Consider the following 25,872-nt stretch of genomic DNA (forward strand, 5'->3'; position numbering starts at 1 on the left):
ATGAGCTTAGCAGCATCAGAATTTATCCTGAATACAAACGGGAGCATCTACCATTTAAATTTATTACCTGAAAACATTGCGGATACCATTATAGTGGTAGGAGACCCGGACAGGGTGAACCGGGTAACCACTCATTTTGATTCCGTAGAATTTAAGGTGAGAAAAAGGGAATTCCATACCCAAACCGGGTTTTATAAAGGTAAAAGGATTAGCGTGGTATCCACGGGAATTGGAACAGACAATATAGATATTGTATTTAATGAACTTGATGCTCTTGTAAATATTGATTTTGAAACACGATCTTTAAAAGAGGAACTTCAAAGCCTTGATATTGTGCGTATTGGTACCACTGGTTCTATCCAGAAAGATATCCCGGTGGATTCTTTTTTAATGACGGAGAAGGCGGTGGGATTTGATGCTTTACTACATTTTTACGATAGCAAAAGCATACAGGATTTAACCTTTGCAAAAAAATTAATGGAACATCTGGAATGGCCTCCCCAAAAGTCTTATCCATATGCAGTAGACTGCAACAGCGAGCTGGCGGAGAGAATGGCTTCAGAAGAAGTTTTTAAAGGAATAACAGGTACTAATGTTGGTTTTTACGGGCCACAGGGCAGGATATTGCGTTTGCCGCTGCAAGATCCCCAATTAAATCAGAGATTAGAAAGTTTCTCCTGGAATGGAAAGAGAATTACTAATCTTGAAATGGAAACTTCCGGCATCTACGGACTTTCAAAATTGCTTGGGCACCGGGCGGTTTCTATGAATGCCGTTATAGCAAACAGGGCAGGCGGGACCTTTAGTAAAGATCCTAAAGAGGTGGTAGAACGTCTTATTAAATACTGCCTGGACAAACTAGTTGCACAATAGCTTATTTAACAGAAAATTAAACTTCATGGCATGGCCTTCTTTGTATTTTTGGGCCTAAACATTTCTTTATGCAGGAACCTGATGAAAACCGCTTCAGACACCGCGACCTTAACTGGTTAAGTTTTAATGAAAGGGTTTTACAAGAGGCCGCAGACAAAATCAATCCGCTTTACGAGCGCATTAAATTTTTGGCAATTTTCTCCTCGAATTTAGATGAATATTTCAGGGTGAGGGTTTCCCAGTTGCGGCAAATGAAGAGGGTAAAAAAAAGCATTCGTAAAAGACTTGCCCTGCGCCCCAGCAGGATTACCAAACAAATTATTGAGCAGGTAAAAATCCAGCAGGAGAAATTTGGTGTGCTTTATAAAAAGCAAATAATCCCTGAACTCGCTGCAAACGGAATCCATCTTTTAGATTCTGAACATTTTAATGCCGAACAACAGGAATTTGCTTCAGAATTCTTCAGCAAAAAAGTAAAAGCCTATTTAAAACCGGTGCTACTGGACCTTCAGGATGAAAATGAATTGTTCCTAGAAAATGCCATATTATATTTTCTAATTACTTTTAAAAATGAAAACAAACTGGGAATCGTAAATATTCCTGTAAAAAATTGCGGGAGGTTTGTTCCTTTAAAGGTGGGGGAAAATGATAATTTTATTACCTATTTAGATGAAATTGTACGGTTTAAGCTGAAAGAACTTTTTCCGCAGCAGGAAATTACCGGAATATTTGAAATAAAACTTTCCCGGGATGCCGAGCTTTACATTCATGATATTTATGAAGGGGAACTTTCACAAAAAATATATGACTCCCTGAAACAAAGGACTAAAGGGCAACCCACCCGGTTGCTTTATGACGCAAATATGCCCCCGGAGGTTCAGAAAAAGCTGAGAAAACTGCTCAATCTCGGCAAAATAGACATGATGCCAGGAGGGAAATATCATAATTTTAAAGATTTCTTTTCCTTTCCCGATCCTACCGGTAACAAAGAATTACACCTGGAGAAACGGCCTACGATTCCACATAAAAACCTGGACAAAAGCAGGGACTATTTCAGGACAATTTCAGAAAAAGACCAGGCGGTGCATTTCCCCTACATGTCTTTTGAATATGTTGAAAATTTTCTTGAACAGGCCGTAAATGATGAAGAGGTAACCGATATAAAGATCTCTCTCTACCGCGTAGCCGATGAATCCCGGCTTACCTCCTGCCTTTTGCAGGCTCTTGAAAATGGTAAAAAAGTAACCGTCTTTGTTGAGGCCAAAGCCCGTTTTGATGAAGAAAATAATATAATATGGGGCAGGAAGTTTGAAGAAAAGGGAGCACATGTTATTTACAGTTATCCCAAAGTAAAAGTTCATTCTAAAATAATGCTCATTAGCCGTTTAGAAAATGGCCATGACAAACATTTTGCCTATATAGGAACGGGAAATTTTAATAGCGAAACCTCAGAAATTTATTGCGATCACGCCATTTTTACTGCTGAACAGCATATTGCAAAAGAATTAATGCGGCTCTTTAAGGTGTTGGAAGGAGAATTGCTTATTCCAAGGGAAAAAAATCTCCTTATTTCCCCTTTTTCCACAAGACAGAAGTTCAGCAAACTTATTTATAACGAAATTGAAAATGCCAGGGCAGGTAAAAAAGCCGGTATTACAGCTAAAATGAACAGCCTGGAAGACAGGGAAATGATCGAACTTCTCTATAAGGCCAGCGCGGCGGGCGTTAAAATCCGGCTACTGGTTAGAGGCTTTACCTGCCTGATTCCCGGGGTAAAGGGTTTAAGTGAAAATATCTATATTACCAGTATTGTTGATAGTTTTCTGGAGCATGGCCGGATCTATATTTTTGAAAATGCCGGAGATGAAAAAATTTTCTACGGAAGTGCAGACTGGATGAGCAGAAACCTGGACAGGCGTATTGAAGTGATCTCCCCCGTGATGGACAAAGAGATCGCTGCAGAATTCAAAGATATACTGAATATTCAGCTGAATGACAATGTAAAAGCGAGGATTCAGGACGTCTGGGAAGATAACAAATATGTACAGCAGGAAAATGGCGAAAAGGCTAACCGTTCTCAACATGAAATATACAATTACCTAAAAGAAAAACATACTTCATCATGAAATCTATAAGAATTGGCGGCGTACCAGAACATTTTAATCTTCCCTGGCATTTGTGCATAGAAGAAAATGAATTTAATAAAGAAGAAATCAATGTGATCTGGAAAGATTTTCCTGATGGAACCGGGGCCATGAACCAGGCTTTGCGTTCGGGGGAAATTGATGCCGCGGTTATTTTAACCGAAGGCGTTACCCGGGATATCATTAACGGGAATCCGGCTAAAATTGTTCAAAATTACATTGGTTCGCCTTTGGTATGGGGAATTCATGTTGCGGCAGATTCTAAGTACAAAAATTTGGAAGATCTTAGAAATACCAAGGCTGCGATTAGCAGAGAGGGTTCAGGTTCCCAGCTTATGGCCTACGTTAATGCACAAAATAACGGCTGGAATATCGAAGATTTAAAATTTAAAATTGTTACCGATGTAGAAGGCGCTGTAAAATCCCTAAAAGAAGACAAAGCGCAGTATTTTATGTGGGAGCATTTTACTACAAAACCATTGGTAGACAACCACACCTTTAGGCTGATAGCCGATTGCCCCACGCCCTGGCCCTGTTTCGTGATAGCGGTAAGGGAGGAAGTACTAAAGTATAATGCTGAGCGTATCCAGAAAATGCTGGAAATTTTAAATACCAAAACCAGCACTTTTAAAAATATTCCTGAAATTGATAAAATTCTTGCTGAAAGATATGATCAAAAAATTGAAGATATAAGGAACTGGCTTAAAATTACTTCCTGGAGTGACAGCCAGTTGAGGGAAAATGAACTTGATGAAGTACAGGAAAAATTGCGACAGTTAAAACTTATTCCAAAAAAAGTGCGGAATTCAGAAATTCTTCATAGTTTGTAAGCTGTAATTCATCAATCAAAAACATGAAAAAACCTATTTTATTGCTGGCATTGCTATGCCTTGGAATTTCTGCTGCCGCACAGGAAACAGAAGATGCTTCTTCTACATTAGAAACAAGAGACACCGCCCAAAATGAATTAAGCATTGGCGCTTTTAACCTGGTAGCATTTGGCGCAGTGGACCTCGCCTATGAACGAATAATAAATGAGAATTCAACCTGGTCTGGCGAATTATTTTTTCTTGCCCTGAACAAAGATAATGAGGATGATGGCGACCCGTTTTATAAAAAGTTTTCGCTTACCGGGAAATATAAATATTTCTTCAGTTCAAACTATGCACGTGGATTCTATATTCATGGTTTTGGAATGCTCTCCAGTGGCGAGTATAATGAGTATGATTACATTTATGATGAGAATGGATATATGTTAGGTGATGTAGACCACAACTATACAGATTTTGCCATTGGTTTTGGCCTTGGGGGAAAATTTGTGGCTCCCGGAGGCTTTTTCCTTGATTTAAGCGCCGGGATTGGAAGGAATCTTCTAAGCGAAGATTCTCCCATTGTTGTGGGACAGTTTAATGTAAATCTTGGCTTTAGGTTTTAATCTACTGCTAAGGTTTTCGCAAAATCTTAATTACTAACTATACCAATCATTATTCATCATGCCAAGAATTATTCAGAAACTAGTTGTAATAATATTTATACTTTTTTCTTTCCAGACCATGCAATCTCAGGTGAGTATTGCATATTTTGGAAATTCCAATCTCTCTAAAATAGGAGTTGGATATGATTTTAATGAAAAATTATGGGCAGATTTCAGGGTATATTCTGGAACTTCAATCAGCGGATTTACGCCTGAAGTAGTTTTGAACTATAATTATTTGAGAAAGGAAAATTACAAAACTTATTTTGGAGGTGGTTTTGTGCTGAATTATTTTAACGGAATAGTGGCGCAGATTGGAGCCCAGATAATGCCTCTCAACAATTTAAAGAACTTTTCTTTGCACCTGGAATTCCAGCCATTATACGAAGTAGAAAGGGAAGAAGTTTATTTAAATGGTTTCTGGGGAATCCGGTACAAATTCAACTAAACAAAACCTTACAATTAACTTTTTAAGCATTTAATTCAAGATTTTCTTAATTGAAGAAAAATCCTAAATGCCGGAATGGCAATTTTTCCGCTTACCAGTCTATGGGTTGCTTCCCTTTGTCTTTAAGGTACTCATTGGTTTTGCTGAAGTGTTTATTGCCAAACCAGTAACCCCGATTGGCACTTAATGGCGAAGGGTGCCCGCTGGTAAGGATCAGGTGTTTGGAAGCGTCTATTTTTTTAGCTTTCTTCTTGGCATAACCTCCCCATAACAGAAATACCACGTTTTCTTTGTCTGCGGAAATGAATTCTATCACTCTGTCTGTAAATTGTTCCCAGCCTTTGTTCTGGTGAGATCCTGCCTGGTGTGCCCTAACCGTTAAAGTAGCGTTTAAAAGCAAAACGCCCTGTTTTGCCCATCTTTCCAGGTTGCCATTATCAGGTACGGGTTTCCCGAGGTCATCCTCAATTTCCCTGAAGATATTTACCAGCGAAGGAGGCACGGCAACATTTTCTTTTACAGAAAAACAAAGGCCGTGGGCCTGGTTTACCCCGTGATATGGATCCTGTCCCAGGATCACCACTTTGGTATTTTCAAAGGTGGAATATTCAAATGCCGAAAAAATATTTTTACCTGCCGGGAAACATTTATAATTGGCATATTCATCTTTAACAAATGCCACAAGGTTTTGAAAATAAGGCTTTTCAAACTCTTGCTCTAATTCTCTTTTCCAGCTGGGATGTATTTCTACCTTCATTATAATTGAGTAAATTTGCAACACCTCAAAAGTAGGGAAAAATTACTATGATAAAAATTGCACCAAAGAGCCTTATTGATCTTGAATTCCCTGTAGTTCGCGAACAAATCAGCGAACTTTGCGTTACGGGAATGGGAAAAGAAAAGGCACTGGAAATAACACCATTTTCAACTTATAAAAAGACCTATTTCGGCCTTAACCAAACTAATGAATACGTGAAATCCAAAACCCAGGAAAGCCCAATTCCAAATCATGGTTTTGACAGTATTCAGCAGGAAATAAAATTACTCAAAATAGAAGATACCGTTCTGGAAGTGGGAGGCTTCAGGAAAATAAGTTCAATTTCAGAGACTGTAAATACCCAGTTGCGTTATTTCAGGAAGTTTAAGGAGGTTTATCCTTCGCTTTATCAAACCACTTCAGAAGTAGAATATACCCCCGAGATTATTGAAAAAGTTGGGCAGGTTATAGATAAATATGGCGAGTTAAAAGATGATGCTTCTCCCCTTCTTCAAAACATCAGGCGGTCCATAAATTCTGTAAAAGGGAAAATTAATTCCAGTTTCAGCTCTGCCCTTACCACTTATGCTGGCTATGGTTATTTAGATGAAATACGGGAAAGCGTGGTAGAAAATGTTCGTGTTCTTGCCGTAAAAGCCATGTATAGGAGAAAGGTAAAAGGCGGAATTATGGGCAATTCCAAAACCGGGAGTATAGTTTACATCCAGCCGGAATCTACTTTTCAGTTTACGCGGGAGCTAAATAATCTTCATTATGAGGAAAAGGAAGAAATTAACAGGATTCTGAAAGAACTTACTAATTTCCTCAGGCCGTACAGGAAATTATTAATTGATTACCAGGAACTGCTGAGTGAAATCGATGTTATTGCCGCCAAGGCCAAATATGCTGATAAAATTAATGGCATCTTACCGAAAATTTCAGAAAATAAAGAGGTTCAGCTAAAAGAAGCTTACCATCCCCTGCTGTTGCTTTCCAACAAAAGAACCGGTAAGAAAACTTTTCCGCAGACCATAGAAATGGCTGCAGATAACCGCATTATTGTAATTTCCGGGCCCAATGCCGGCGGGAAAAGTATTACACTTAAAACGGTTGGCCTGCTGCAGGTAATGCTGCAAAGCGGGATCCTGGTGCCTGTGCACGAATACAGCCGCATGTGCTTTTTTGATAAAATCCTTACCGATATTGGCGATAACCAGTCAATTGAAAATCATCTGAGTACCTATAGCTACCGGCTCAAAAACATGAAAAAATTTCTTCGGAAATGTGACGAAAATACGCTTTTCCTGATTGATGAATTTGGTACCGGAAGTGATCCTGAGTTAGGCGGGGCTTTAGCGGAAACCTTTCTGGAAGTTTTTTATGAAAAAGAATCCTATGGGATCCTTACCACGCATTACGCGAACCTGAAGAAACTGGCTGGAGAATTGCCAAATATGAGCAACGCCAATATGCTTTTTGATTCCAACAGCCTGGAACCAATGTTTAAGCTGCAGGTGGGGGAAGCGGGAAGTTCGTTTACTTTTGAAGTCGCGCAAAAAAACGGCATTCCCTATAGCCTTATTAACCGTTCCAAGAAAAAAGTGGAAAGAGGAAAAATCAGGTTTGATAAAAGCATTGCTAAACTTCAGCAGGAACGGTCTAAATTACAAAAAACCACCGATTCCCTTAAAACCAAGGAAGTAAGGGCCGCCCAGGAAAAAGAGAAATTGGAGGAAGTTAACAGCAGGGTTCAGCAAAAGCTGGAAAGTTACCAGGAATTGTATGACGCCAACCAGCGACTTATTTACCTGGGCCAGAAAATAAATGATATAAGTGAAAAATACTTCAACGATAAGAAGAAAAAGGAATTGATTGGAGAATTTTTGAAACTGGTGGAAATTGAAAATTCCAAGCGCAAAAAAGAATCAGCCAGGCAGCGCAGGGCGAAGAAGGCACAGGAAAAGCAGCTTCAGCAAGAAGTGGCGAAAAAAATTGAGCCCATAAGGAAGCAAAAAAAAGAAGAGAAAGAAAAGCAAAAAATAGCTGAACAAAAGGAAGCCAGTAAGCCCAAAGCAACTTTAAGAATTGGAGACCGGGTAAGGCTTGAGGATAGCAAAAGTGTGGGAACCCTTGATAAGATTGAGAAAGGCAAAGGAATTGTTAATTACGGGATGTTCACCACATCTGTAGATATAACTCAACTGGAACTGGTGCAGGCAATGAAAAAATGATACTATGGAAGAAGGAAAAAAAATTGTGCTTTTTGACGGGGTTTGTAATCTTTGCGACGGCGCGGTGAACTTTATCATTAAACATGATAAAAAAGATGTCTTCAGGTTTGCTTCCCTACAGAGCGAAACCGGCAAAAAGCTGGTAGCAGAAAGAGGATTGAACCCGGAGGCCATAGATTCTGTAATTCTTATTGAACCTGGCGTGGCGTGGTACAGGAAGTCTACCGCCGCGCTGGAAATTTCCCGCGATCTTTCAGGAGGCTATTCTTTATTGAAAAACTTTTTAGGGCTACCTGAAGGTTTTCGCGACATGGTTTATGACCTTATCGCCAATAATCGCTACAAATGGTTCGGGAAAAAAGAAAGCTGCATGATCCCTACTCCGGAGTTAAAATCTAAATTTTTGGATTAGAACCTGAATTTTTTTCTGTTGAAGCTGAAGTATTGGTAGTTTCTACCTCTTCTTCATAATAATTATCGTCCCATTCCTTTACATTTGGCTCACCCATTTTATCTACAGATTTGGCCACCATCAGGGCAACAGCGGCATCCCCGGTAACATTTACCGTGGTCCTGCACATATCCAGTGGCCTGTCTACGGCAAAAATCAGCGCCAGGCCTGCTTCAGGGATTCCCGCCTGGGCCAGTACAATTACCAGCATAACCATTCCTGCACCCGGCACCGCTGCACTACCAATAGATGCGAGTGTGGCGGTGGCAATAATCCCCAGCTGGGCGCCTATAGTAAGATCTATCCCAAAGGCCTGTGCAATAAATACAGCCGCAACAGCCTGGTAGAGGCTGGTCCCATCCATATTAATAGTGGCACCAATGGGGAGGACAAAACTGGTCACTTCCCGGTGAACACCCATATGCTCCTCTACCCTTTCCATAGTTACCGGTAAAGTGGCTGCACTGGAACTGGTGGAAAATGCCAGCAACTGGGCCGGGGCTATCCCGTTAATAAAAAAAGAAGGAGTGTTTTTGGTGAAAATCCAAACCAGCAAAACATAAACCCCAATCATTAAAGCCAGGCCAATTAGCACGGTTAATGCATACATGGCAAGTGCCGCAAACAGGTCGGCACTGGGAGATTCCACCACTAAAGCGGCAAGCAGGGCAAAAACACCATACGGTGCCGCAAGCATGATAATATCTATCATTTTCAGGATTACTTCATTAAATCCATCAAAGAAATCCTTTACCGGTTTTGCTGTTTTTTCGGGGATGAGTATCAGTCCTATTCCGAAGAAAATGGCAAAAAAGATTACCTGTAGCATATTGGCATTATCCCCCGCCGCGGCAAAAATATTGCTGGGTACGAGGTCTTCTAAAGCCTGCAAAGGGCCGGACTCCCGTTGTTTTGCAGCATTAAGCTGGACTCCCGAGGCATCACCTTCATAACTTGCCAGAAGATCCTCTCGGGTATCCTGTGAAATAGAACCACCCGGATTGATTAGATTCACCATTACCAGCCCAATGGAAACTGCAATAACTGTGGTAATAATATAAGTTGCAATAGTCCTGGTGCCCATTTTAGAAAGTTTGGAAATATCTTTTAAATCTGATATTCCTTTAATAAGGGAAGCCAGGATAAGCGGCACTGCGATAAGTTTAAGCGCATTTATAAAAATATTGCCAAAAGGTTTAATCCAGTCGCTTACAAATTCCGGTCCCCAGCTAAAATTGGTGAGGACAAGTGCAAATACAACCCCGGCAACCATTCCTAACAAAATCTGCCAATGCAGTGCAAGTTTCTTCATAGTAGAGCGTTATCTATAATTTTAAATTCTGGATGTTTTATTCTGAAGCAAATAATCTGCTATCACTAAAGCGGCCATGGCTTCTACAATAGGAACTGCCCTTGGCACCACACAGGGGTCATGCCTGCCTTTGCCCTGCATTTCTACAGATTCCCCTTCAGAATTAATAGTTTCCTGATTTTGCATAATAGTGGCCACAGGTTTAAAGGCAACATTGAAATAGATGTCCATCCCATTGGATATTCCGCCCTGGATCCCGCCGCTAAGGTTGGTTTTGGTAGAGCCATCATTATTAAAAAGGTCGTTATGGGCACTGCCTTTCATTTTTGTACCTTCAAAGCCGCTGCCGTACTCAAAACCTTTTACGGCGTTTATGGAAAGCATGGCCTTCCCAAGTTCGGCATGTAATTTATCAAATACCGGTTCTCCCAAACCTTTGGGAACATTCTTAATAACACATTGCACAGTGCCTCCCACAGTATCCCCTTCAGCCCTTATTTTTTTGATATAGGCCTCCATTTTTTCTGCCGTAGCAGGATCTGGGCAGCGTACAGGATTAGTTTCCGTAAGGCTAAAATCCAGTTCATTATGTTTTTTCTGAAGCTGAATTTCACCTACTGAAGCAACGTAGGCGTTAAATTTTATTTCTTTAAGCAATTGTTTTGCCAGCGCGCCTGCCACTACCCTGCAGGCGGTTTCCCTGGCCGAAGATCTTCCCCCTCCGCGATAATCCCTTACCCCGTATTTTTCATCATAAGTATAATCGGCATGGGAAGGGCGGTAAGTATCTTTTATATGGGAGTAATCTTTTGATTTTTGATTCGAATTCTTAATAACAAAACCAATGGGGGTGCCGGTTGTTTTTCCTTCAAAAATTCCGGAATAGAATTCAACTGTATCAGGCTCTTTTCTTTGGGTAACAATTGCCGACTGGCCTGGCCGGCGCCTGTTAAGCTCTTCCTGTATCTTTTCTGTATTAAGTTCTAATCCTGCAGGACATCCGTCAATAATTCCTCCAATTGCCTGACCGTGTGATTCTCCAAAGGTGGTAAGTTTAAAAATTTTTCCGAAGGAATTGCCCGCCATAGTTATCGTTTTGAGCAAATGTAAATTTTTAGCCTCACTTTTAAAAGGCTAAATTCATTTATTGTAGCAATAACCATGGCTAAAGTAGAATAATAACCAGCTACCCTTATAAAACTAGCCTTATGAGGAAGAAAAAAGTCTAAAGAAAGCACAACTTTACCACCTTAATCTTTGGTGGAATGAGCTGCTAAAACTTCATCTATTTTAGAAAGCAAAGTGGCCATATCAAATGGTTTGGCTATAAAGGCTACTGCTCCTGCATCCCGGCATATTTTATCGGCATTATGAAGGGCAGACATCATTACCACAGGAACTTGTGCCACATCTTTATCTTCCTTAAGCTGTGCGCAGACTTCAGTTCCATCTACGCCTGAAATTAGTTTATCAAGCAGTACAAGTTCTATATTATTAGAGACAATGTTTTCCCTGGTTTCCAAAGGTCTTTGAGACAGGGTAACCTCATGGTCCTTAAATTCAAGGATATCTCTAATCATATATCCTATAGACGCATCGTCATCTACTACTAATATTCTGGCCATATTATTTTAATTTATACAGGGTATGGAAATTGTAAATTCTGAACCTTCCCCAAAAGTGCTTTCAACATTTATTGAACCTCCATGCCTTTTAATTATCTCATTTGAGAGGAACAGGCCTATCCCAAAACCACTGTACGTGGCTTCATTTTTAGCACCTACACGGTAAAAGCGCTGGAAGATTTTATCGTGTTCGTTTGCAGGAATTCCTATGCCATTATCTTTAATCTTTACCGCAGCAAAGTGCTCTTTTTCCTTTTGTACACGAATGCTTACTTCTTTTTGACCGGGGGAATACTTAATGGCATTATTGATAATGTTTATAAACACCTGGCCTATACGAGAGCGATCCCCTATTACTTTGCATTGGCAGCTCTCTTCATATTTTATAGAAGGTACTTCCTGATTTGAAAAATGGATATCCTGAATGGTTTCTTCTACCAGTTCATTTATAACAAATTCTTTTCTCTCAAATTCCATTTCATTATCCTCTATGCGTGATAAATCCAGAATTTCAGAAATAAGACGCACCTGCCGCTCTACCTGGTTCTCTATTCTATCCAAATATAAAGACAAAGGTATTTCTTTAATTCTGGCTTCTTTGTTTTGATCCAAAATGCAGTTAAGCAGCTGCGTATACCCTTTAATAGAGGTCACCGGAGTTTTTAGTTCATGGCTCACCAGCTTCAGAAATTTTTCTTTCTTTTTTTCCTCGTCCTTTAATTTCTGAATTTCTGTGCTGGAACTTACCCAGCTAATTATTTCTCCATTTTCATCCCTTAGCGGGATTCCTCTTGTAATATGCCATTTGTAATCCCCGGTTTTATTAAGGACCCTCATTTCCAGTTCTAACTCCTTTCCTTCGGCTAAGCTTTCCTTTACCTGGTTTTCCACGTATTCTTTTTCCTCAGGATGCATACGCTTAGAGCTTTCCTCCTGCACGAGTTCTTCCATGGACATTCCGGTATAAAATTGCCAGCTGCGGTTATAATAAAAGGATTTTCCGGAGGTATCGGCAATGGTTATTTTATGAGGCATAAAATCTATAAGTTGCCGGAACCTCAATTCATTTTCAGAAATTTTTTGATGCAGTTCTGCTTCTTGAGATACTAAACTGGCAATAACACCCACTCCCTCAATTTCTCCCTGCAGGTTTCTTTGCGGCTGATAATAAAAATTAAAATATTCCAGCTTTCTTTCCCCATTTATAATATGTTCCCCGGGCATTTCAATGGCCCTTACCACTTCTCCGCTGTGGTAAACCTTCATCAATAATTCATAGAACCCCTGGCCTTTAAGTTCTGGAACGGCTTCCATTAAAGGTTTACCTATTACCTGTTCTCCTTTTCCCCAATTTTCAAGAATGGTCTTATTTGCTATTTCAATAATGAGATTTTCACCTTTTAAAAATGCAATTAAAGATGGTGAAGAATGTACAATATCCTTGTAGCGGTTATTGATTTCCTTTTCATGATCAAGACAGGAACGCAGCCTTTCCACTTCAGCCTGCAGATGGGCGATATTCGCCTGTTTAAGGTTTTCTGTCTTAGATTCTTTTTCCATTCGGCAAGGATTACGCGTCAAATATAAAGATAAATGCGCGCGGGGCTTTTGAAGTTTACTTACAATGTTTTGTTAATATTCTGGCCTCTCCCTTAAAGCATTTCTTAAAATACTTACAGGATGCTGTGCTTCTTTTTTTGTACCGTCTTTTATCTGGTGCCTGCAGCTGGTACCGTTTGCTGAAATTATGGTGCCCTCGTTGGCTTTTCTTACCGCCGGAAAAAGTGTTTGTTCTCCTATATTCATACTCACCTCATAATGCTCTTTTTCATACCCAAAAGATCCCGCCATACCGCAACATCCCGAAGGGATAATAGTAACCTTATAATTTTCCGGTAAATTGAGCACGCTAAAAGTATAAGCAGTATTTGAAAGTGCTTTTTGGTGACAGTGACCGTGGATTTTGATTTCTTTTTCTTCTGAAGTAAACGAAGAGGACTTTATATTTCCCAGGGATATTTCGGTTTTAAGAAATTCCTCTATTATAAAGCAGTTTTTCGAAAGTTTTTCTGCTTCATCCCGGCTTTCAGCCAGCCTAAGGTATTCATCACGAAAGCTTAAAATAGCTGAAGGTTCTATCCCTATAAGCGGAGTTTCTTCAGAAATAATATCCTTGAAAATCCTGATGTTTTTATTTGCAAGTTCTTTAGCCTCCTTCAGAAAACCTTTAGAAATGTGGCTGCGGCCGCTTTCTTCATGCTCAATAATGTTCACCTGATAATTCAGCTTAAATAAAAGTTCCAGCGCGTCAATGCCAATTTCAGCATCAAGATAATTAGTGAATTCATCATTAAAAAGGTAAACCTCTTTTATAGGATTTTCCAATTTAAGGCGCTTCCTGTTATTTTTATAATAATCGCAAAGCGTCTGGCTTGCGAGTTGGGGAAGGCTCCTCTCTTTTGCTATTCCCAAAGCGCTTTTAGCTACTGCGGAAGTGATTTTGTTTTTGAAGAGAAAATTGGAAATTCCTGGAACCTTAGATCCCAGGCGGTTCATTTTTGCGTTGTTCACGAACATTTTATTCCGCCTGGTAAAACCGTTTTCCTTCTGGTACTGGTATTGAAACTCTGCTTTTAAGGCCGCCACATCAACACTGGAGGGGCATTCGCTTTTACAACCTTTACAGCTGATGCATAAATCGAAAACTTCCTTTAATTCAGCATTATTAAAACGGTTCTTTTTATCTGAATTGGTAAGAAATTCCCTCAAAGCATTTGCCCTGGCCCTCGTGGTATCTTTTTCATTTTTAGTGGCACGGTAACTGGGGCACATGGTACCTCCAGCTTCTGAAGATTTTCTGCAATCCCCACTGCCGTTGCACTGTTCAGCAAGCCGGAGAACACCCTGGGTTTCAGAAAAGTCCATTAAAGTCGCAATTTCAGACTCTTCACGGTCCACTTCATACCTGAAAGAAGTATCCATAGGCGCGGCATCTATTATTTTACCGGGATTAAAAATATTCTGCGGATCAAAAGTAAACTTCAGCTCTTTTAAAATCTGGTAATTTTTAGGACCAATCATATATTCGATGAACTCGGCCCTTACCCTGCCGTCCCCATGTTCGCCGCTCATGGAGCCGTTATATTTTTTTACCAGTTTTGCAACATCTTCGGTTATGCTTCTAAAAAGCTTAACGTCTTCAGATTTTTTCAGGTCCAGGATTGGCCTGAGGTGTAATTCCCCTGCCCCGGCATGGGCGTAATAAACAGCATCCTGCTTATAATTTCCCATTACCTCTGTAAACTCGTTTATATAAGGAGCCAGGTGCGGAAGGGCGACTGCGGTATCTTCTATACAGGCCACAGCTTTCCGGTCGCCGGTAATATTTCCCAGAAGGCCCAGCCCCGCTTTACGAAGTTCCAGCGCCAGTTCTATCTGTTCCCCGTATAGCACCGGGAAAGCGTAACCAAGATTGGAAGATTCAAGGGTATCAAGCAGCTCGCGGGTTTGCTTTTGCAACTCTTTCTGGCTGTTTGCCCTTAGCTCCAGCATTAAAATGGCTTTGGGATCACCTTCTATAAAAAACCTGTTTTCCTTATATTTTAAATTCTGCTTTGTACAATCCAAAATGGTTTTATCCATCATTTCACAGGTAAACAACGGATGTTGCATTGCCGGGACCACAGCCTGCAGGCAGGCTTCGATAGAAGTATAATGGGCCGCCACCATAGCAGCGTTTGGAGGAGGAAGTTTGTCCAGCTGTAAAGTAATTTCTGTAGTGAATGCCAACGTGCCTTCGCTTCCTGCCAGGAATTTAGCAAGGTTAAATTCTTCAGCTTCCTCAGGATCAAAAGCCTGTGTGTACAAGAGGTCATCTATGGCATAACCTGTATTTCTGCGGTGCATTTCCCTAGGTGGAAATTTTTCCTTTATCTCCTGCTTATTTTCTTCTGAAGATAACTTCTCCTTAACTTCACGGTAAATTTTTCCTTCCAGATTTTGTAGCTGAAGTTTTTCACCAAAAGCCTGATTGGAAATATACCCGAATTCAGCATCACTCCCGTCGCTTAAGATAGTTTTCAGGGAAATAAGCTTTTCCCGGGTAGTGCCATATTTTATGGAAGTTGTCCCGCTGGAATTATTTCCTACCATCCCACCCAACATACAACGATTAGAGGTTGAAGTATTGGGCCCAAAAAATAAACCGTATTCTTTTAATATCCTGTTAAGGTCGTCCCTAATTACACCTGGTTGTAGCCTTACCGTTTTTTCTTCAGTATTTATTTCCAGGATTTTTGTAAAATGTTTAGAGACATCTACCACTATTCCTTTGCCCACACATTGCCCGGCAAGGGAAGTTCCCGCTGTACGCGGAATGAGCGAGGTGAAATTTGCAGATGCAAATTTAATGAGGGTCTTTAGGTCTTTGTTGTTTTTAGGATAGCAAACTGCTAATGGCAATTCACGATACACTGATGCATCTGTGGCATAAATTGATCGCCATAGATCATCAAAAAAAAGTTCGCCCTCTATTTCTCCGGCTAAGGCCGTAAGTTTCTCTTTCATAAAAAAATTACTTTTAACTTAATAAAGGTCTCTAAATACCTGATCCAAAAGAAGTACATTTAATTTATAACTTTTATTTCTACAGTTATTGCACATAGGAAATGAGATTTTTTAATTTATGAATGTTCTGTATCTATGCTTAAAAATTTTATAAGAAGTTACAGTGATCTGTGACCTATAAAGCAGTATCATCATAAAAAAATCTAAAATTAAGGATTTAGCTTGTAATGCGCTTAACACATTTTTAAACATTATTAACAATAGATTGGCCTATCACGACGTTTGCCTTCATAACGAACAATTAAATTTGTCATACTAACTAGTAAAAATTTCAAAAGAATGAAGAAGTTATTTTTATTTGCCGCATTTAGTATTAGTGCAGCATTCCTCACTGGAGCAAAAGCCCAGGAAATTTCTGATAATGCCATAGGTTTACGACTGGGAGGTGGTAATGCCTATGGAGCTGAAATATCTTATCAACGCGCCCTGGGTATGGAAAACAACCGTCTTGAACTGGATTTAGGCTGGAGAAACGACAACGATTACAGCATGTTCAAGTTAATGGGACTTTACCAGTGGTTATGGAATATTGATGGCAATTTTAACTGGTATGCCGGTGCAGGTGCCGGAATTGGCGGAGTTTCTGATGACAGAGGCCTTGATGAATCTGATGAAGGGGCATTCTTCTCTATTGCCGGAGATGTGGGAATAGAGTATAATTTCGATATTCCTTTGATGGTTTCCCTGGACCTTCGTCCGGAAATTGGCCTTAGCGGTTACAATTATATCAACGATTTTACCCCAGATATCGCAATTGGGGTGCGATATCAGTTTTAATAAAACAAAAACATAAAAATAAAAAAGTGGGAGCATTTCCCACTTTTTTTTATTTTATACTTTTTCCAGTAAACCCTGGTAAAGTGCCTCATACTGCGGAACAACCATGTTAATGTCAAATTTTTCGGCTTCCCTGTGGGCGTTTTCCTTGAATTTTCGCAGCCGTTCTTTGTCTTCAAGAATATAAATGGCATTTGCTGCCATTTTCTGAACATCACCAACATCATTAAGAAAACCGGAAACACCTTCCACATTTACTTCAGGTAATCCGCCGGTATTTGTAGAAATAACAGGCACGCCGTTTACCATAGCTTCCAGAGCGGCCAGGCCAAAACTTTCTTTTTCAGAAGGCAGAAGAAACAAATCTGAAAAACAAAGGATTTTATCTATCTCATGGCTTTCTCCCAGGAAAAGAACTTTATCCTGTATCCCAAGCTCTTTTACCAGCTCTTCGGCCATCTCTTTTTCCGGCCCTTCCCCAACCATCATTAGTTTGGATTTTATTTTTTTCTGAATTTCAAAAAAGATCTTTACCACGTCATCAATTCGCTTTACTTTTCTGAAATTACTAACATGAGTAATGATCTTTTCCTCTTCAGCAGCCATCATTTCCCGCTGACAATCGGTAAAAGATTTTTTGTCAAATTTACTTACATCTATAAAATTTGGAACCACCTGGATTTCTTTGGTAATATTAAAGGAACTAAGAGTATCTTCCTTTAAGCTTCGGGAAACAGAGGTTACCACGTCGCTGCTGTTTATGCTGAACTTTACCGCGGGTTTATAAAACGGATGACGGCCCACAAGGGTAATATCTGTACCGTGCAAAGTAGTGACCATAGGAATAAAAATGCCTTCTTCTTCCAGCATCTTTTTTGCCATATATCCAGCATAGGCATGAGGGATCGCATAATGTACGTGTAAAAGTTCAATCCCATGAAGCTTTACCATATTTACGAGTTTGCTGCTTAAAGCCAGCTCGTATGGCTGATAATGAAACAGCGGATATTCCGGCACATGCACTTCGTGAAAACGTACGTTACTAGAAAGCTGGTCCAGCCTTACCGGCTGTTTATAGGTAATAAAATGGATCTCATGTCCTCTTCTGGAGAGTGCCAGACCAAGTTCAGTAGCTACTACGCCACTGCCCCCAAATGTGGGGTAACAAACAATAGCAATTTTCATTAATTCTTTTCTTTATAAGGACCTGATATCAGTTTTGTAAAGCTTTTAAGGGCATTAAAAATCGATAGCTTCATAAATTACCTCCTGTATTTTTGAGCGGATATCCTGCCGTATCAATGCCCGGTTATTCGAATCTGGATACGTCCTGTTAGACAAAAATACATATATAATTTCTTCTGCCGGGTCTGCCCATGCAAAAGTTCCGGTAAATCCGCTATGCCCAAAACTGGAAGGCGACACGCAACCGCAGGTAGGTCCTGCATTATGTAATTGAGGTTTGTCGAATCCAACTCCCCTCCTTACATCTTCATCGCAATAATAACAGGTGTTGAATTTAGAAATGGTTTGCGGTTTTAAAAACTCATCTCCTCCATAGCTTCCTCCATTGAGGTACATCTGCATGATCTTAGCCACATCATTGGAGGTACTGAATAATCCCGCATGGCCGCCAATTCCTCCTTGCATAGCCGCACCCTGGTCATGAACATAGCCATGGACAGTTTGTGCTCTCCATAGTTTGTCTTCTTCGGCTGGAGCAATTTGTTCAATACTAAAACGGGAAAGAGGTAAATATCCGGTGTAATTTGCTCCCAGCGGGCGGTAAAATTTTTCCTGGGTGAGACTGTTCAAATTGGTGTGGTAATAATCTTCCAGGTAATACTTCAGAATATAAAAAGGTAAATCACTATACTTGTATTCTTTTTTCCTTTCCAGACTACTATCTCTTATAAGGCTCAAAATAGTATCCTGCGCATCATCCTTAATGTACATGTGGTCTGCCACCTGAGTATGAAAAGTTTCCCGCGGCACCTTGCTGTAAAAGGCATCTGAAGGTTTACGCGTACTTTTATCCAGCGTGGAGATATAAAAAGGGATCCATGCCTTTAATCTCGCGTAATGCATCAACATGTCCTGCAGCCTGATATTTTCTTTATTTGAACCTTTAAAAACAGGCATCATTTCTCCCAAGGTAGTATTAAAACTTACAATTCCTTTCTCCTCCTGCTCCATAATTATGGGCAGAGTGGCAAGGATCTTTGTAAGCGAAGCCAAATCATAAAGAGTGGTATCAGTCACCGATAGATTTTTGTTGTAGGTCTGGTAGCCAAAATTACGCTGGTAAACCACTTTTCCTTTCCTGGCTACTAAAATCTGTGCACCGGGAGTCATCTTTTTATCTATGGCATCATTTATAATAGAATCTATCTCCTTAAGCTTTTCTGAATTTAAACCTACCGTTTCCGGAAGGCCATAACTAAGGCGGTTCAGGTTTTTGGTATGTAAACCTGTACCTTCCGGAAACTCATTGCCAATGCTCACAGGCAGTTCACCTTTGGCTTCAGTAGCACCAAAAAGCACCTGGGCCACCTTTTGCTGGGCAATTTCATTATTCTGGTAACCTAAAACTACAGCATCAATATCATTAAAACTGGGGATATCCAGTAAAGCATATGGGCGGGCAAAAACGCTGAGCAGTGTCTTGTTCTTTCTGGCAATTTCATAGAGCCACCTGATCTCTTTACCGGAAAACTTATAATTTGCCCAGGGGCTGGTATCAGGTTTATGAAAACCAACGACCACCAGATCGTATTCATCTAATTTCTCCTGTAATTCTGAAAGTGTACTGGCCCTTATCCAGTCAATTTTGGTGTATTTTTTTAGTTGCTCTAAAAAAGCGCTACCGTCCCCATCGCCAAAATTTACATACGCGATCTTCTTTTTTGCCAGCTTTTTAATTGGCAGAATTCCGGTGTTGTTCTTTAGGACGGTAATGGAATTTTCAGTGAGCTTTTCAAAAAGTGCTTTATCCCGAATATTGTTCAGTTCTTCAACAAGGTAGTTTTCATTTACCGCTTTATAATGGTTTAATCCGGCCTTATACTTAGCATAAAGAATTTTTTTAACCGAATGGCCCAGGCGTTGTTCAGTAATTGTGCCTGAATTATAGGCATCAATAATCTTTTGCGAAGCTGTAGGAACATCTTCAGAAATCAACAAAACATCGTTCCCGGCCATAAATGCGGCAAGGTCTATATCTCCCGGTTCGCTGTAATTGGAAGCACCTTTCATGTTTAGCGCATCTGTAAAGATAAGTCCGTTAAACCCCAGCTCTTGTTTTAAAATACCCGTTACCACAGCTTTGCTTAAGGAAGAAGGGACGCCATCTTCTTTCTCCAGTGCCGGAACATTTAAATGCGCAACCATTACACTGGAAAGGCCTTCCTGGATCATTTCGCGATAAGGAAAAAGTTCAACACTATCTATTCGCTTTTTAGAAAAGGAAATGGTGGGCAGGGTTTTATGGGAATCAGCATCGGTATCACCATGGCCCGGGAAATGTTTAGCGCTGGAAAGGATTCCTTCCCGCTGCATCCCTTTCATAAAAGCAATGGCTTTTGCCGTCACTTTTTCCTTATTTTCACCAAAAGAACGATTCCCGATAATTGGATTTTCGGGATTGGTATTAATATCTACAACAGGAGCAAAATTTATATGAACTCCAAGTCTTCTGGCATTTCGGGAAATAGCTGCCCCGGCCTCTTCTATAAGCTGGTTATTTTGAATGGCTCCAAGGGTCATATTCCACGGAAGGGCAAAAGTGGAATCCAGCCGCATGGCCAGGCCCCACTCTGCATCCATACCTATTAAAAGAGGAACTGCTGAAATTTCCTGAAACTCATTGGTTAATTTCGCCTGCCTTACCGGGCCACCTTTAGAAAAGATCACGCCTCCAATCTTTTCTTCTTCAATCAATTTTCTTGTTTTGTCTATTTCAGCGGCACTTCCGCTGGAAAAAACGTCCACCATAAACAGCTGCCCCACCTTTTCCTTCAACGTCATGGTATTGTAAAGGCTGTCCACCCATTTTTTTTGAGCGGCAAAATCTTTACTGATTAAAGGACTGGTTTGCTGGGCAGAAAGGTTTAGAAATGATAGAAAAAAAAGGAAGCTGAAAAACAGGATTTTCGGAACTGTTTTCAAATTCATTTATTTCAAAAATCGGTTATGCCAGCTTTCAGAAGCGGGAATTTCCCAATCTGAAAGGTATTCGGCTTTATTATTTACGAGGTTATTAAACACAATCGTCTTGGAAGAAACAGCCTTTTCTTTGGCCATTTTTCTGAAGTCACTAAGATTTTTATAGGCGATAAATTCTCCCTGTTTATAAGAAACATTCATTTTGTCCAGAAGGTCTACCTCATATTCCTTCTCTAACTGCTGAATAAAATGAACGGAAGCATCTATGGAACAGCCTGAAGCGGCATTCACCTGCTGGTCCAGCGCCAGAATAATAAAACGCCGGTACTTTATTTCGAACGAAGCTTTAAGCTCTGCACCATGCGCAGTCCATTGCTTAATAAAACGTTCCAGTTTTGGAGTGATTTCCTGAAGTTCTTCTTCAGTAAAGGGGCGGTTTGATTGATAGATCCACACCCGCGAACTATCAGGTAAAGTATTAAAAGGTACTAACATTGTTATGTGAAAAAATAGGTTTCTACAAAGCTAATTGTTTAGGCTATAGCTTCAAATATAGTACCGGAATTTAACTTTTAGGATTAAAAAGCAGCTTTTGTATTTACGCTGAAATTTAAAAAGAAGTATAATTTAAAGATCATCGGCAGAAGCAATCATTTCAGCCACATCCATTACCGCAATGCTGTCTTCCTTATCCTTATTCTTAACCCCATCGGTAAGCATGGTATTACAAAAAGGGCAGCCTGCGGCAACCACCTCCGGCTTAACTTCCATAGCCTCTTCAGTGCGCTTTATATTGATGTCTTTAGTGCCGGGTTCCGGCTCTTTAAACATTTGCGCGCCACCGGCCCCACAGCATAAACCATTGCGTTTACAGTTTCGCATCTCCACAAGTTCTACTTCCAGCTTGCGAAGCAGATCACGCGGAGCTTCATATTCTTCATTGCCACGCCCGAGATAGCAGGGATCATGGAAGGTGATCTTTTTACCTTTAAATTTACCGCCTTCCACTTTTAGGCGCCCTTCATTAAGAAGCGATTTTAAAAACTGGGTGTGGTGCATCACCTCATAATTGCCGCCAAGGGATGGATATTCATTCTTCATGGTGTTAAAGCAATGCGGACAGGTAGTTACAATTTTTTTAATCTCGTAACCATTAAGCACTTCTATATTGGTCACTGCCTGCATCTGGAACAGGAATTCGTTCCCGGCACGTTTGGCAGGGTCCCCGGTGCAGCTTTCTTCTGTGCCCAAAACCGCAAAATCTACTCCCGCTTTATTTAAAAGTTTTACAAAGGCTTTGGTGATCTTTTTTGCCCTGTCGTCAAAACTACCGGCGCATCCCACCCAAAACAGGACTTCGGGCTGTTTGCCTTCTGCCATGAATTCAGCCATTGTTGGAACTTTTAATGTTTCTGCCATATCGCTACTCCTTGTTTTGTAATTATGAATTTTCTTTGGCCCAGTTTAACCTGTCCATCTGGTTGTAAGGCCAGGGTGCACCGTTGTTTTCTATATTGGTCATAGAAATTGCCAGCTCATTAGGAGCCGCACTTTGTTCCATTACCAGATATCTTCTCATATCCACAATAATAGACATGGGATCTATCCCTACGGGACAGGCTTCCACACATGCGTTGCAGGTAGTACAGGCCCATAGTTCTTCTCTTTGAATATAATCGTCCAGCAGTTGTTTACCGTCTTCTTTAAACTCCCCGTTTTTGTTAATATTCTCACCTACTTCCTCCAAACGGTCCCTGGTATCCATCATAATCTTTCTTGGGGAAAGTTTTTTTCCGGTCTTGTTAGCGGGGCATTCTGCCGTACATCTCCCGCATTCGGTACAGGTATAGGCGTTTAGAAGCTGAACACGATTAAGATCCATAACATCTGAAGCTCCAAATTTCTCAGGTTCTTCAGTTTCTTCTCCTTCAGCCGGAGCCGCAAAAGGGTCGGCATCGGGATCCATCATTAGTTTTACTTCATCTGTTACCGACTGTAAATTGTCAAATTCTCCCTTCGGCTTTAATTTTGAAAAATAGACGTTGGGAAATGCCAGTAAAATATGAAGGTGCTTGGAATAATATAAGTAATTCAGAAAAAATAAAATTCCGAGAATATGAAGCCACCAGGCGGTTCTTTCAATAATAATGAGGGTGCCGTCGCTTAAACCTTCAAAAACAGGTAACATAAACTGGCTCACAGGAAAAGAACCCATAATTCCGGCCTCATTGGCATAATGCTCCACGCCATTTACCTGTAATTGATAATCTGCCACGTTCATCGTTAGGAACAACAGCATCAGCACCATTTCAAAATAAAGGATATAATTAGCGTCATTTTTAGGCCAGCCCTTCAGCTCACGGCCCAGAAACCTGTAAATGTTGGTAATGTTTCTCCTGGTCCAGAATATTATTACCCCCAGAAGAACCAGTAGCGCGAGAATTTCGAATGCAGCTATCAAAAAATTATAAAAGCCGCCCATAAAGGAAAAGATGCGATGGGTACCAAACACCCCGTCTATAATAATTTCCAGAACCTCAATATTAATAATTATGAAACCGAGGTAGACTATAACATGAAGAATACCAGCGATGGGTTTTCTAACCATCTTGCTCTGGCCAAACGCGATCCTGGCCATTTTGGAAAATCGTTCCCCTGCCCTGTCTTTTCTATCTATTTCTTTCCCTAATTTGATATTTCGAATGAGCAGGCGGATATTTTTCGCGAAAAATCCCAGGCCTGCCACCAGGGCAATTAAGAATAAGATTTGGGCGATAATTTGCATGGATATTACTTTAGGCTATCTTCAGGCTCTGTATAACCCTTTGGGCGTTTTCCAAAAACCGAAAAATGTACATACCGCTTAGGGTTAAGTTTTATATCCTGCAGTAATTCTTCCAATTGTTTGGTGGCACGATCCAGGTTATTGTATACCTCGGGATCATTAATAAGCTTTCCTGCTGTGCCTTCCCCTTCGGCAAGGCTATTGGTGATATTTTCAAAATCGGCGACCACATTTTCCAGGTCATTCGTCATTTTGCTAAGATTTACATTAGCCAGGGTATCAGAAAACCTATTAAAGTTGGTGGACATTTCGTCCAGGTTGGTAAGGGTGTGATCTATTTTACCTGCATTGCCATGAACAATTTCTTCGAGAGACTCTGCGGCTCCCCTAAAAGACCTTGAAGTAGCACTTAAATTCTGAAATGTATTTTGGATGTTATTTGTTGTGGAATCATTCAACACCCTATTTATTCCGGAAAGCAGGGAATCGGCGCTCACAATGGCATTTTCAACTTTAGCCTGCAGCGGGGTAAGCTTGTCGTTAACCAACTCCATTATCCCCTCTTCAATTTCGCCGCGAAGGGTATCACCAGATTTTGCAAGATTCCCTTTTTCATAATTAGGAACTATGGCAAGAGATTTCCCGCCAATAATATTACCACCGTAAATGTTGGCCACACTGTTGGCAGAAAAAGGAAAATCGTTATCTACAGTAAATTTCACCACCAGTAAACCGGTATTGTTCAGGAAATCTATACTGGAAACCTGGCCAACCTTAAGACCATTAATAGTAACTGCGGAAGAAGGCGAAAGGCCTTCAACATCGTCATAAACCGCATAAAATACTCTGCTGTCATCAAGGAGATTTTTGCCTTTGAGGAAACTATAACCGAAAATAAGAATAAGTATGGCAATGATGCCAAGTATGGCTGTTTTTACCTCTTTAGAATACTTCAAAAGCTATTTTTTTAGGATCCGTACAAATTTAGAAATAAAAATAGAAAAGTACATCTAATTGAGCTTTGATTTTAACGCCTCATTAACTGTAATCTTATGCCCGTTCCTGAAAGCGACAATATAACTGGAAGAATATCCGCTTTTTATGGCCTGCTGATGCAAATGCTGAATTTGAAGATAATCTGAAGTCGCACCAAGATAATATTTATAAAGGGAGCCTTCTTTAGCACGGGTTACATTTTCCAGCCCTTTAAAATTATAAGGTTTGGTTTCCAGTTTTTTAGAACCGGCAGCCAGCTGCACTTTAAAAGTAATGCCTTCATAATAACTGGAATTGCTTACAGGTGTTGACTCTATATTTCCGGCGGTTTCAGGAATACTTTCTAAAGTAGAGAGGTTAATGTTTTTACTGTAATTAATAATGGCCTGGGAAATAGCATCGGCCATTTTATTTTGCCCGCTGTTGCTGTTTAAAAAAGCTCCTTCTTCATCATTGGTAAGAAAGCCGGTTTCTATTAGCACACTGGGCATTACAGCTTCACGTAATACAAGAAAGACATCCTGTTTAACTCCCCTGTTATTCCTTTCAAGCTCGTTGGTGAATTTCTTCTGAATAAAATCTGCGAGCAGGATGCTCTGATTTAAATATTCTTCCTGCATCAAGGCCAGACCTATATAAGATTCAGGAGAATTAGGATCAAAACCATTATAGGTAACCTCGTAATCCTCTTCCAGATAAATTACGGAGTTCTCCCGTTTGGCAATTTCTAAATTATCATCACTTCTCCTAAGCCCCAGCACAAAAGTTTCGGTTCCTTTGGCCTGTGAACTATGGGAGTTGCAATGCACCGAAACAAACAGGTCTGCCCTGGCATCGTTGGCAATTTGTGTTCGCTCTTTGAGCGGAATAAAAACATCGCTGTCTCTGGTATAAATTACTTCTATCCCGTTCTTTTCAAGCTCCTTCCCTACTTTTAGAATGATACTAAGCGCAATGTTCTTCTCTTTGTACCCATTTCCCATGTTACCGGGATCTTTACCTCCATGGCCTGCATCCAGGACCACTACAAAACGATCTTTTGGAGGCACTTCACTGGCAAAGGCATCAGGCCGAAAATTAAAAACAAAAAGAAATAATACGAAAAGTTTAATTAAGTTCGTTCTCATAAACAGGTAACGCTAATATCGGGGTGAATATTTTAATTACTATTTTTCACTCATTCACAAAAGTCAGGTGGAAAAATATATG

The 25,872-nt window shown here is 40.4% G+C and carries 21 protein-coding genes; 8 read left to right on the top strand and 13 right to left on the bottom strand.

Annotated features, from left to right (window positions below; all coding sequences use genetic code 11):
- From AB8M93_RS03515 to AB8M93_RS03535, 5 genes are all read left to right on the top strand, one after another.
- A complete protein-coding gene (locus AB8M93_RS03515) occupies positions 1-873 on the top strand; it encodes a nucleoside phosphorylase (protein WP_373056252.1) in 873 nt (290 codons plus the stop codon).
- Between the two features lie 68 nt (positions 874-941).
- On the top strand, positions 942-2,999 hold the full coding sequence (gene ppk1 / locus AB8M93_RS03520; protein ID WP_373056253.1) for a polyphosphate kinase 1: 2,058 nt from the start codon (positions 942-944) through the stop codon (positions 2,997-2,999).
- Positions 2,996-3,847 (top strand): substrate-binding domain-containing protein, encoded by an 852-nt coding sequence (locus tag AB8M93_RS03525; protein WP_373056254.1) that lies wholly within the window; start codon positions 2,996-2,998, stop codon positions 3,845-3,847. Before ppk1 ends, AB8M93_RS03525 begins: the two co-directional genes overlap by 4 nt.
- A 23-nt stretch (positions 3,848-3,870) precedes the next feature.
- Positions 3,871-4,452: a hypothetical protein gene (locus tag AB8M93_RS03530; protein ID WP_373056255.1), complete on the top strand. Its 582-nt coding sequence runs from the start codon at positions 3,871-3,873 to the stop codon at positions 4,450-4,452.
- A 58-nt stretch (positions 4,453-4,510) separates the two neighbouring features.
- A complete protein-coding gene (locus tag AB8M93_RS03535) occupies positions 4,511-4,939 on the top strand; it encodes a hypothetical protein (RefSeq protein WP_373056256.1) in 429 nt (142 codons plus the stop codon).
- A 91-nt stretch (positions 4,940-5,030) separates the two neighbouring features.
- On the opposite strand, the gene AB8M93_RS03540 is transcribed toward AB8M93_RS03535, so the two are convergent.
- Positions 5,031-5,696 (bottom strand): uracil-DNA glycosylase, encoded by a 666-nt coding sequence (locus tag AB8M93_RS03540; protein ID WP_373056257.1) that lies wholly within the window; start codon positions 5,694-5,696, stop codon positions 5,031-5,033.
- A gap of 47 nt (positions 5,697-5,743) precedes the next feature.
- On the opposite strand from AB8M93_RS03540, the gene AB8M93_RS03545 reads away from it, so the two are divergent.
- The gene (locus AB8M93_RS03545) at positions 5,744-7,927 is read left to right on the top strand and encodes an endonuclease MutS2 (protein WP_373056258.1); all 2,184 of its coding nucleotides are present in this window, start codon (positions 5,744-5,746) and stop codon (positions 7,925-7,927) included.
- Positions 7,928-7,931: 4 nt separating this feature from the next.
- Positions 7,932-8,339 (top strand): thiol-disulfide oxidoreductase DCC family protein, encoded by a 408-nt coding sequence (locus AB8M93_RS03550; protein ID WP_373056259.1) that lies wholly within the window; start codon positions 7,932-7,934, stop codon positions 8,337-8,339.
- Here AB8M93_RS03550 and AB8M93_RS03555 read toward each other — a convergent pair.
- The 5 genes from AB8M93_RS03555 to AB8M93_RS03575 form a co-directional block, all read right to left on the bottom strand.
- Positions 8,323-9,690 (bottom strand): dicarboxylate/amino acid:cation symporter, encoded by a 1,368-nt coding sequence (locus AB8M93_RS03555; RefSeq protein ID WP_373056260.1) that lies wholly within the window; start codon positions 9,688-9,690, stop codon positions 8,323-8,325. The genes AB8M93_RS03550 and AB8M93_RS03555 overlap by 17 nt on opposite strands.
- A 21-nt stretch (positions 9,691-9,711) precedes the next feature.
- Positions 9,712-10,776 (bottom strand): chorismate synthase, encoded by a 1,065-nt coding sequence (gene aroC / locus AB8M93_RS03560; RefSeq protein WP_373056471.1) that lies wholly within the window; start codon positions 10,774-10,776, stop codon positions 9,712-9,714.
- Between the two features lie 164 nt (positions 10,777-10,940).
- Positions 10,941-11,315 (bottom strand): response regulator, encoded by a 375-nt coding sequence (locus AB8M93_RS03565; RefSeq protein ID WP_373056261.1) that lies wholly within the window; start codon positions 11,313-11,315, stop codon positions 10,941-10,943.
- Positions 11,316-11,321: 6 nt separating this feature from the next.
- Positions 11,322-12,875, bottom strand: coding sequence for an ATP-binding protein (locus tag AB8M93_RS03570; protein WP_373056262.1), 1,554 nt, complete (start codon positions 12,873-12,875; stop codon positions 11,322-11,324).
- Positions 12,876-12,947: 72 nt separating this feature from the next.
- The gene (locus AB8M93_RS03575) at positions 12,948-15,881 is read right to left on the bottom strand and encodes an FAD-binding and (Fe-S)-binding domain-containing protein (RefSeq protein ID WP_373056263.1); all 2,934 of its coding nucleotides are present in this window, start codon (positions 15,879-15,881) and stop codon (positions 12,948-12,950) included.
- Positions 15,882-16,220: 339 nt separating this feature from the next.
- On the opposite strand from AB8M93_RS03575, the gene AB8M93_RS03580 reads away from it, so the two are divergent.
- Positions 16,221-16,718: a hypothetical protein gene (locus AB8M93_RS03580; protein WP_373056264.1), complete on the top strand. Its 498-nt coding sequence runs from the start codon at positions 16,221-16,223 to the stop codon at positions 16,716-16,718.
- Between the two features lie 54 nt (positions 16,719-16,772).
- On the opposite strand, the gene bshA is transcribed toward AB8M93_RS03580, so the two are convergent.
- From bshA to AB8M93_RS03615, 7 genes are all read right to left on the bottom strand, one after another.
- A complete protein-coding gene (gene bshA, locus AB8M93_RS03585) occupies positions 16,773-17,903 on the bottom strand; it encodes an N-acetyl-alpha-D-glucosaminyl L-malate synthase BshA (RefSeq protein WP_373056265.1) in 1,131 nt (376 codons plus the stop codon).
- Between the two features lie 54 nt (positions 17,904-17,957).
- A complete protein-coding gene (locus AB8M93_RS03590; protein WP_373056266.1) occupies positions 17,958-20,891 on the bottom strand; it encodes a serine hydrolase domain-containing protein in 2,934 nt (977 codons plus the stop codon).
- Positions 20,892-21,377, bottom strand: a complete 486-nt coding sequence (locus tag AB8M93_RS03595) for an ABC transporter ATPase (protein ID WP_373056267.1) — start codon at positions 21,375-21,377, stop codon at positions 20,892-20,894.
- Between the two features lie 132 nt (positions 21,378-21,509).
- Positions 21,510-22,301, bottom strand: a complete 792-nt coding sequence (locus AB8M93_RS03600) for a (Fe-S)-binding protein (protein WP_373056268.1) — start codon at positions 22,299-22,301, stop codon at positions 21,510-21,512.
- Positions 22,302-22,323: 22 nt separating this feature from the next.
- On the bottom strand, positions 22,324-23,667 hold the full coding sequence (locus AB8M93_RS03605) for a 4Fe-4S dicluster domain-containing protein (RefSeq protein ID WP_373056269.1): 1,344 nt from the start codon (positions 23,665-23,667) through the stop codon (positions 22,324-22,326).
- Positions 23,668-23,672: 5 nt separating this feature from the next.
- The gene (locus AB8M93_RS03610; protein ID WP_373056270.1) at positions 23,673-24,623 is read right to left on the bottom strand and encodes an MlaD family protein; all 951 of its coding nucleotides are present in this window, start codon (positions 24,621-24,623) and stop codon (positions 23,673-23,675) included.
- 54 nt (positions 24,624-24,677) lie between these two features.
- Positions 24,678-25,790 carry an N-acetylmuramoyl-L-alanine amidase family protein gene (locus AB8M93_RS03615; protein ID WP_373056271.1) on the bottom strand — a complete coding sequence of 371 codons (1,113 nt, stop codon included), beginning with the start codon at positions 25,788-25,790 and terminating at the stop codon, positions 24,678-24,680.
- Positions 25,791-25,872: the final 82 nt, after the last annotated feature.

Origin of the sequence: Autumnicola aciditolerans, from assembly GCF_041679265.1 — a bacterium.
In the GTDB taxonomy this organism is placed as follows: Bacteria; Bacteroidota; Bacteroidia; order Flavobacteriales; family Flavobacteriaceae; genus Autumnicola.

What these genes read in the sequence shown, in the direction of transcription:
- bshA (WP_373056265.1), bottom strand. Translation starts at nt 17,903, where the DNA reads ATGAAAATTGCTATTGTTTGTTACCCCACATTTGGGGGCAGTGGCGTA.
- AB8M93_RS03590 (WP_373056266.1), bottom strand. Translation starts at nt 20,891, where the DNA reads ATGAATTTGAAAACAGTTCCGAAAATCCTGTTTTTCAGCTTCCTTTTT.
- AB8M93_RS03550 (WP_373056259.1), top strand. Translation starts at nt 7,932, where the DNA reads ATGGAAGAAGGAAAAAAAATTGTGCTTTTTGACGGGGTTTGTAATCTT.
- AB8M93_RS03540 (WP_373056257.1), bottom strand. Translation starts at nt 5,696, where the DNA reads ATGAAGGTAGAAATACATCCCAGCTGGAAAAGAGAATTAGAGCAAGAG.
- aroC (WP_373056471.1), bottom strand. Translation starts at nt 10,776, where the DNA reads ATGGCGGGCAATTCCTTCGGAAAAATTTTTAAACTTACCACCTTTGGA.
- AB8M93_RS03570 (WP_373056262.1), bottom strand. Translation starts at nt 12,875, where the DNA reads ATGGAAAAAGAATCTAAGACAGAAAACCTTAAACAGGCGAATATCGCC.
- AB8M93_RS03580 (WP_373056264.1), top strand. Translation starts at nt 16,221, where the DNA reads ATGAAGAAGTTATTTTTATTTGCCGCATTTAGTATTAGTGCAGCATTC.
- AB8M93_RS03595 (WP_373056267.1), bottom strand. Translation starts at nt 21,377, where the DNA reads ATGTTAGTACCTTTTAATACTTTACCTGATAGTTCGCGGGTGTGGATC.
- AB8M93_RS03600 (WP_373056268.1), bottom strand. Translation starts at nt 22,301, where the DNA reads ATGGCAGAAACATTAAAAGTTCCAACAATGGCTGAATTCATGGCAGAA.
- AB8M93_RS03555 (WP_373056260.1), bottom strand. Translation starts at nt 9,690, where the DNA reads ATGAAGAAACTTGCACTGCATTGGCAGATTTTGTTAGGAATGGTTGCC.
- AB8M93_RS03530 (WP_373056255.1), top strand. Translation starts at nt 3,871, where the DNA reads ATGAAAAAACCTATTTTATTGCTGGCATTGCTATGCCTTGGAATTTCT.
- AB8M93_RS03535 (WP_373056256.1), top strand. Translation starts at nt 4,511, where the DNA reads ATGCCAAGAATTATTCAGAAACTAGTTGTAATAATATTTATACTTTTT.
- AB8M93_RS03605 (WP_373056269.1), bottom strand. Translation starts at nt 23,667, where the DNA reads ATGCAAATTATCGCCCAAATCTTATTCTTAATTGCCCTGGTGGCAGGC.
- AB8M93_RS03615 (WP_373056271.1), bottom strand. Translation starts at nt 25,790, where the DNA reads ATGAGAACGAACTTAATTAAACTTTTCGTATTATTTCTTTTTGTTTTT.
- AB8M93_RS03545 (WP_373056258.1), top strand. Translation starts at nt 5,744, where the DNA reads ATGATAAAAATTGCACCAAAGAGCCTTATTGATCTTGAATTCCCTGTA.
- AB8M93_RS03575 (WP_373056263.1), bottom strand. Translation starts at nt 15,881, where the DNA reads ATGAAAGAGAAACTTACGGCCTTAGCCGGAGAAATAGAGGGCGAACTT.
- AB8M93_RS03515 (WP_373056252.1), top strand. Translation starts at nt 1, where the DNA reads ATGAGCTTAGCAGCATCAGAATTTATCCTGAATACAAACGGGAGCATC.
- AB8M93_RS03525 (WP_373056254.1), top strand. Translation starts at nt 2,996, where the DNA reads ATGAAATCTATAAGAATTGGCGGCGTACCAGAACATTTTAATCTTCCC.
- ppk1 (WP_373056253.1), top strand. Translation starts at nt 942, where the DNA reads ATGCAGGAACCTGATGAAAACCGCTTCAGACACCGCGACCTTAACTGG.
- AB8M93_RS03565 (WP_373056261.1), bottom strand. Translation starts at nt 11,315, where the DNA reads ATGGCCAGAATATTAGTAGTAGATGACGATGCGTCTATAGGATATATG.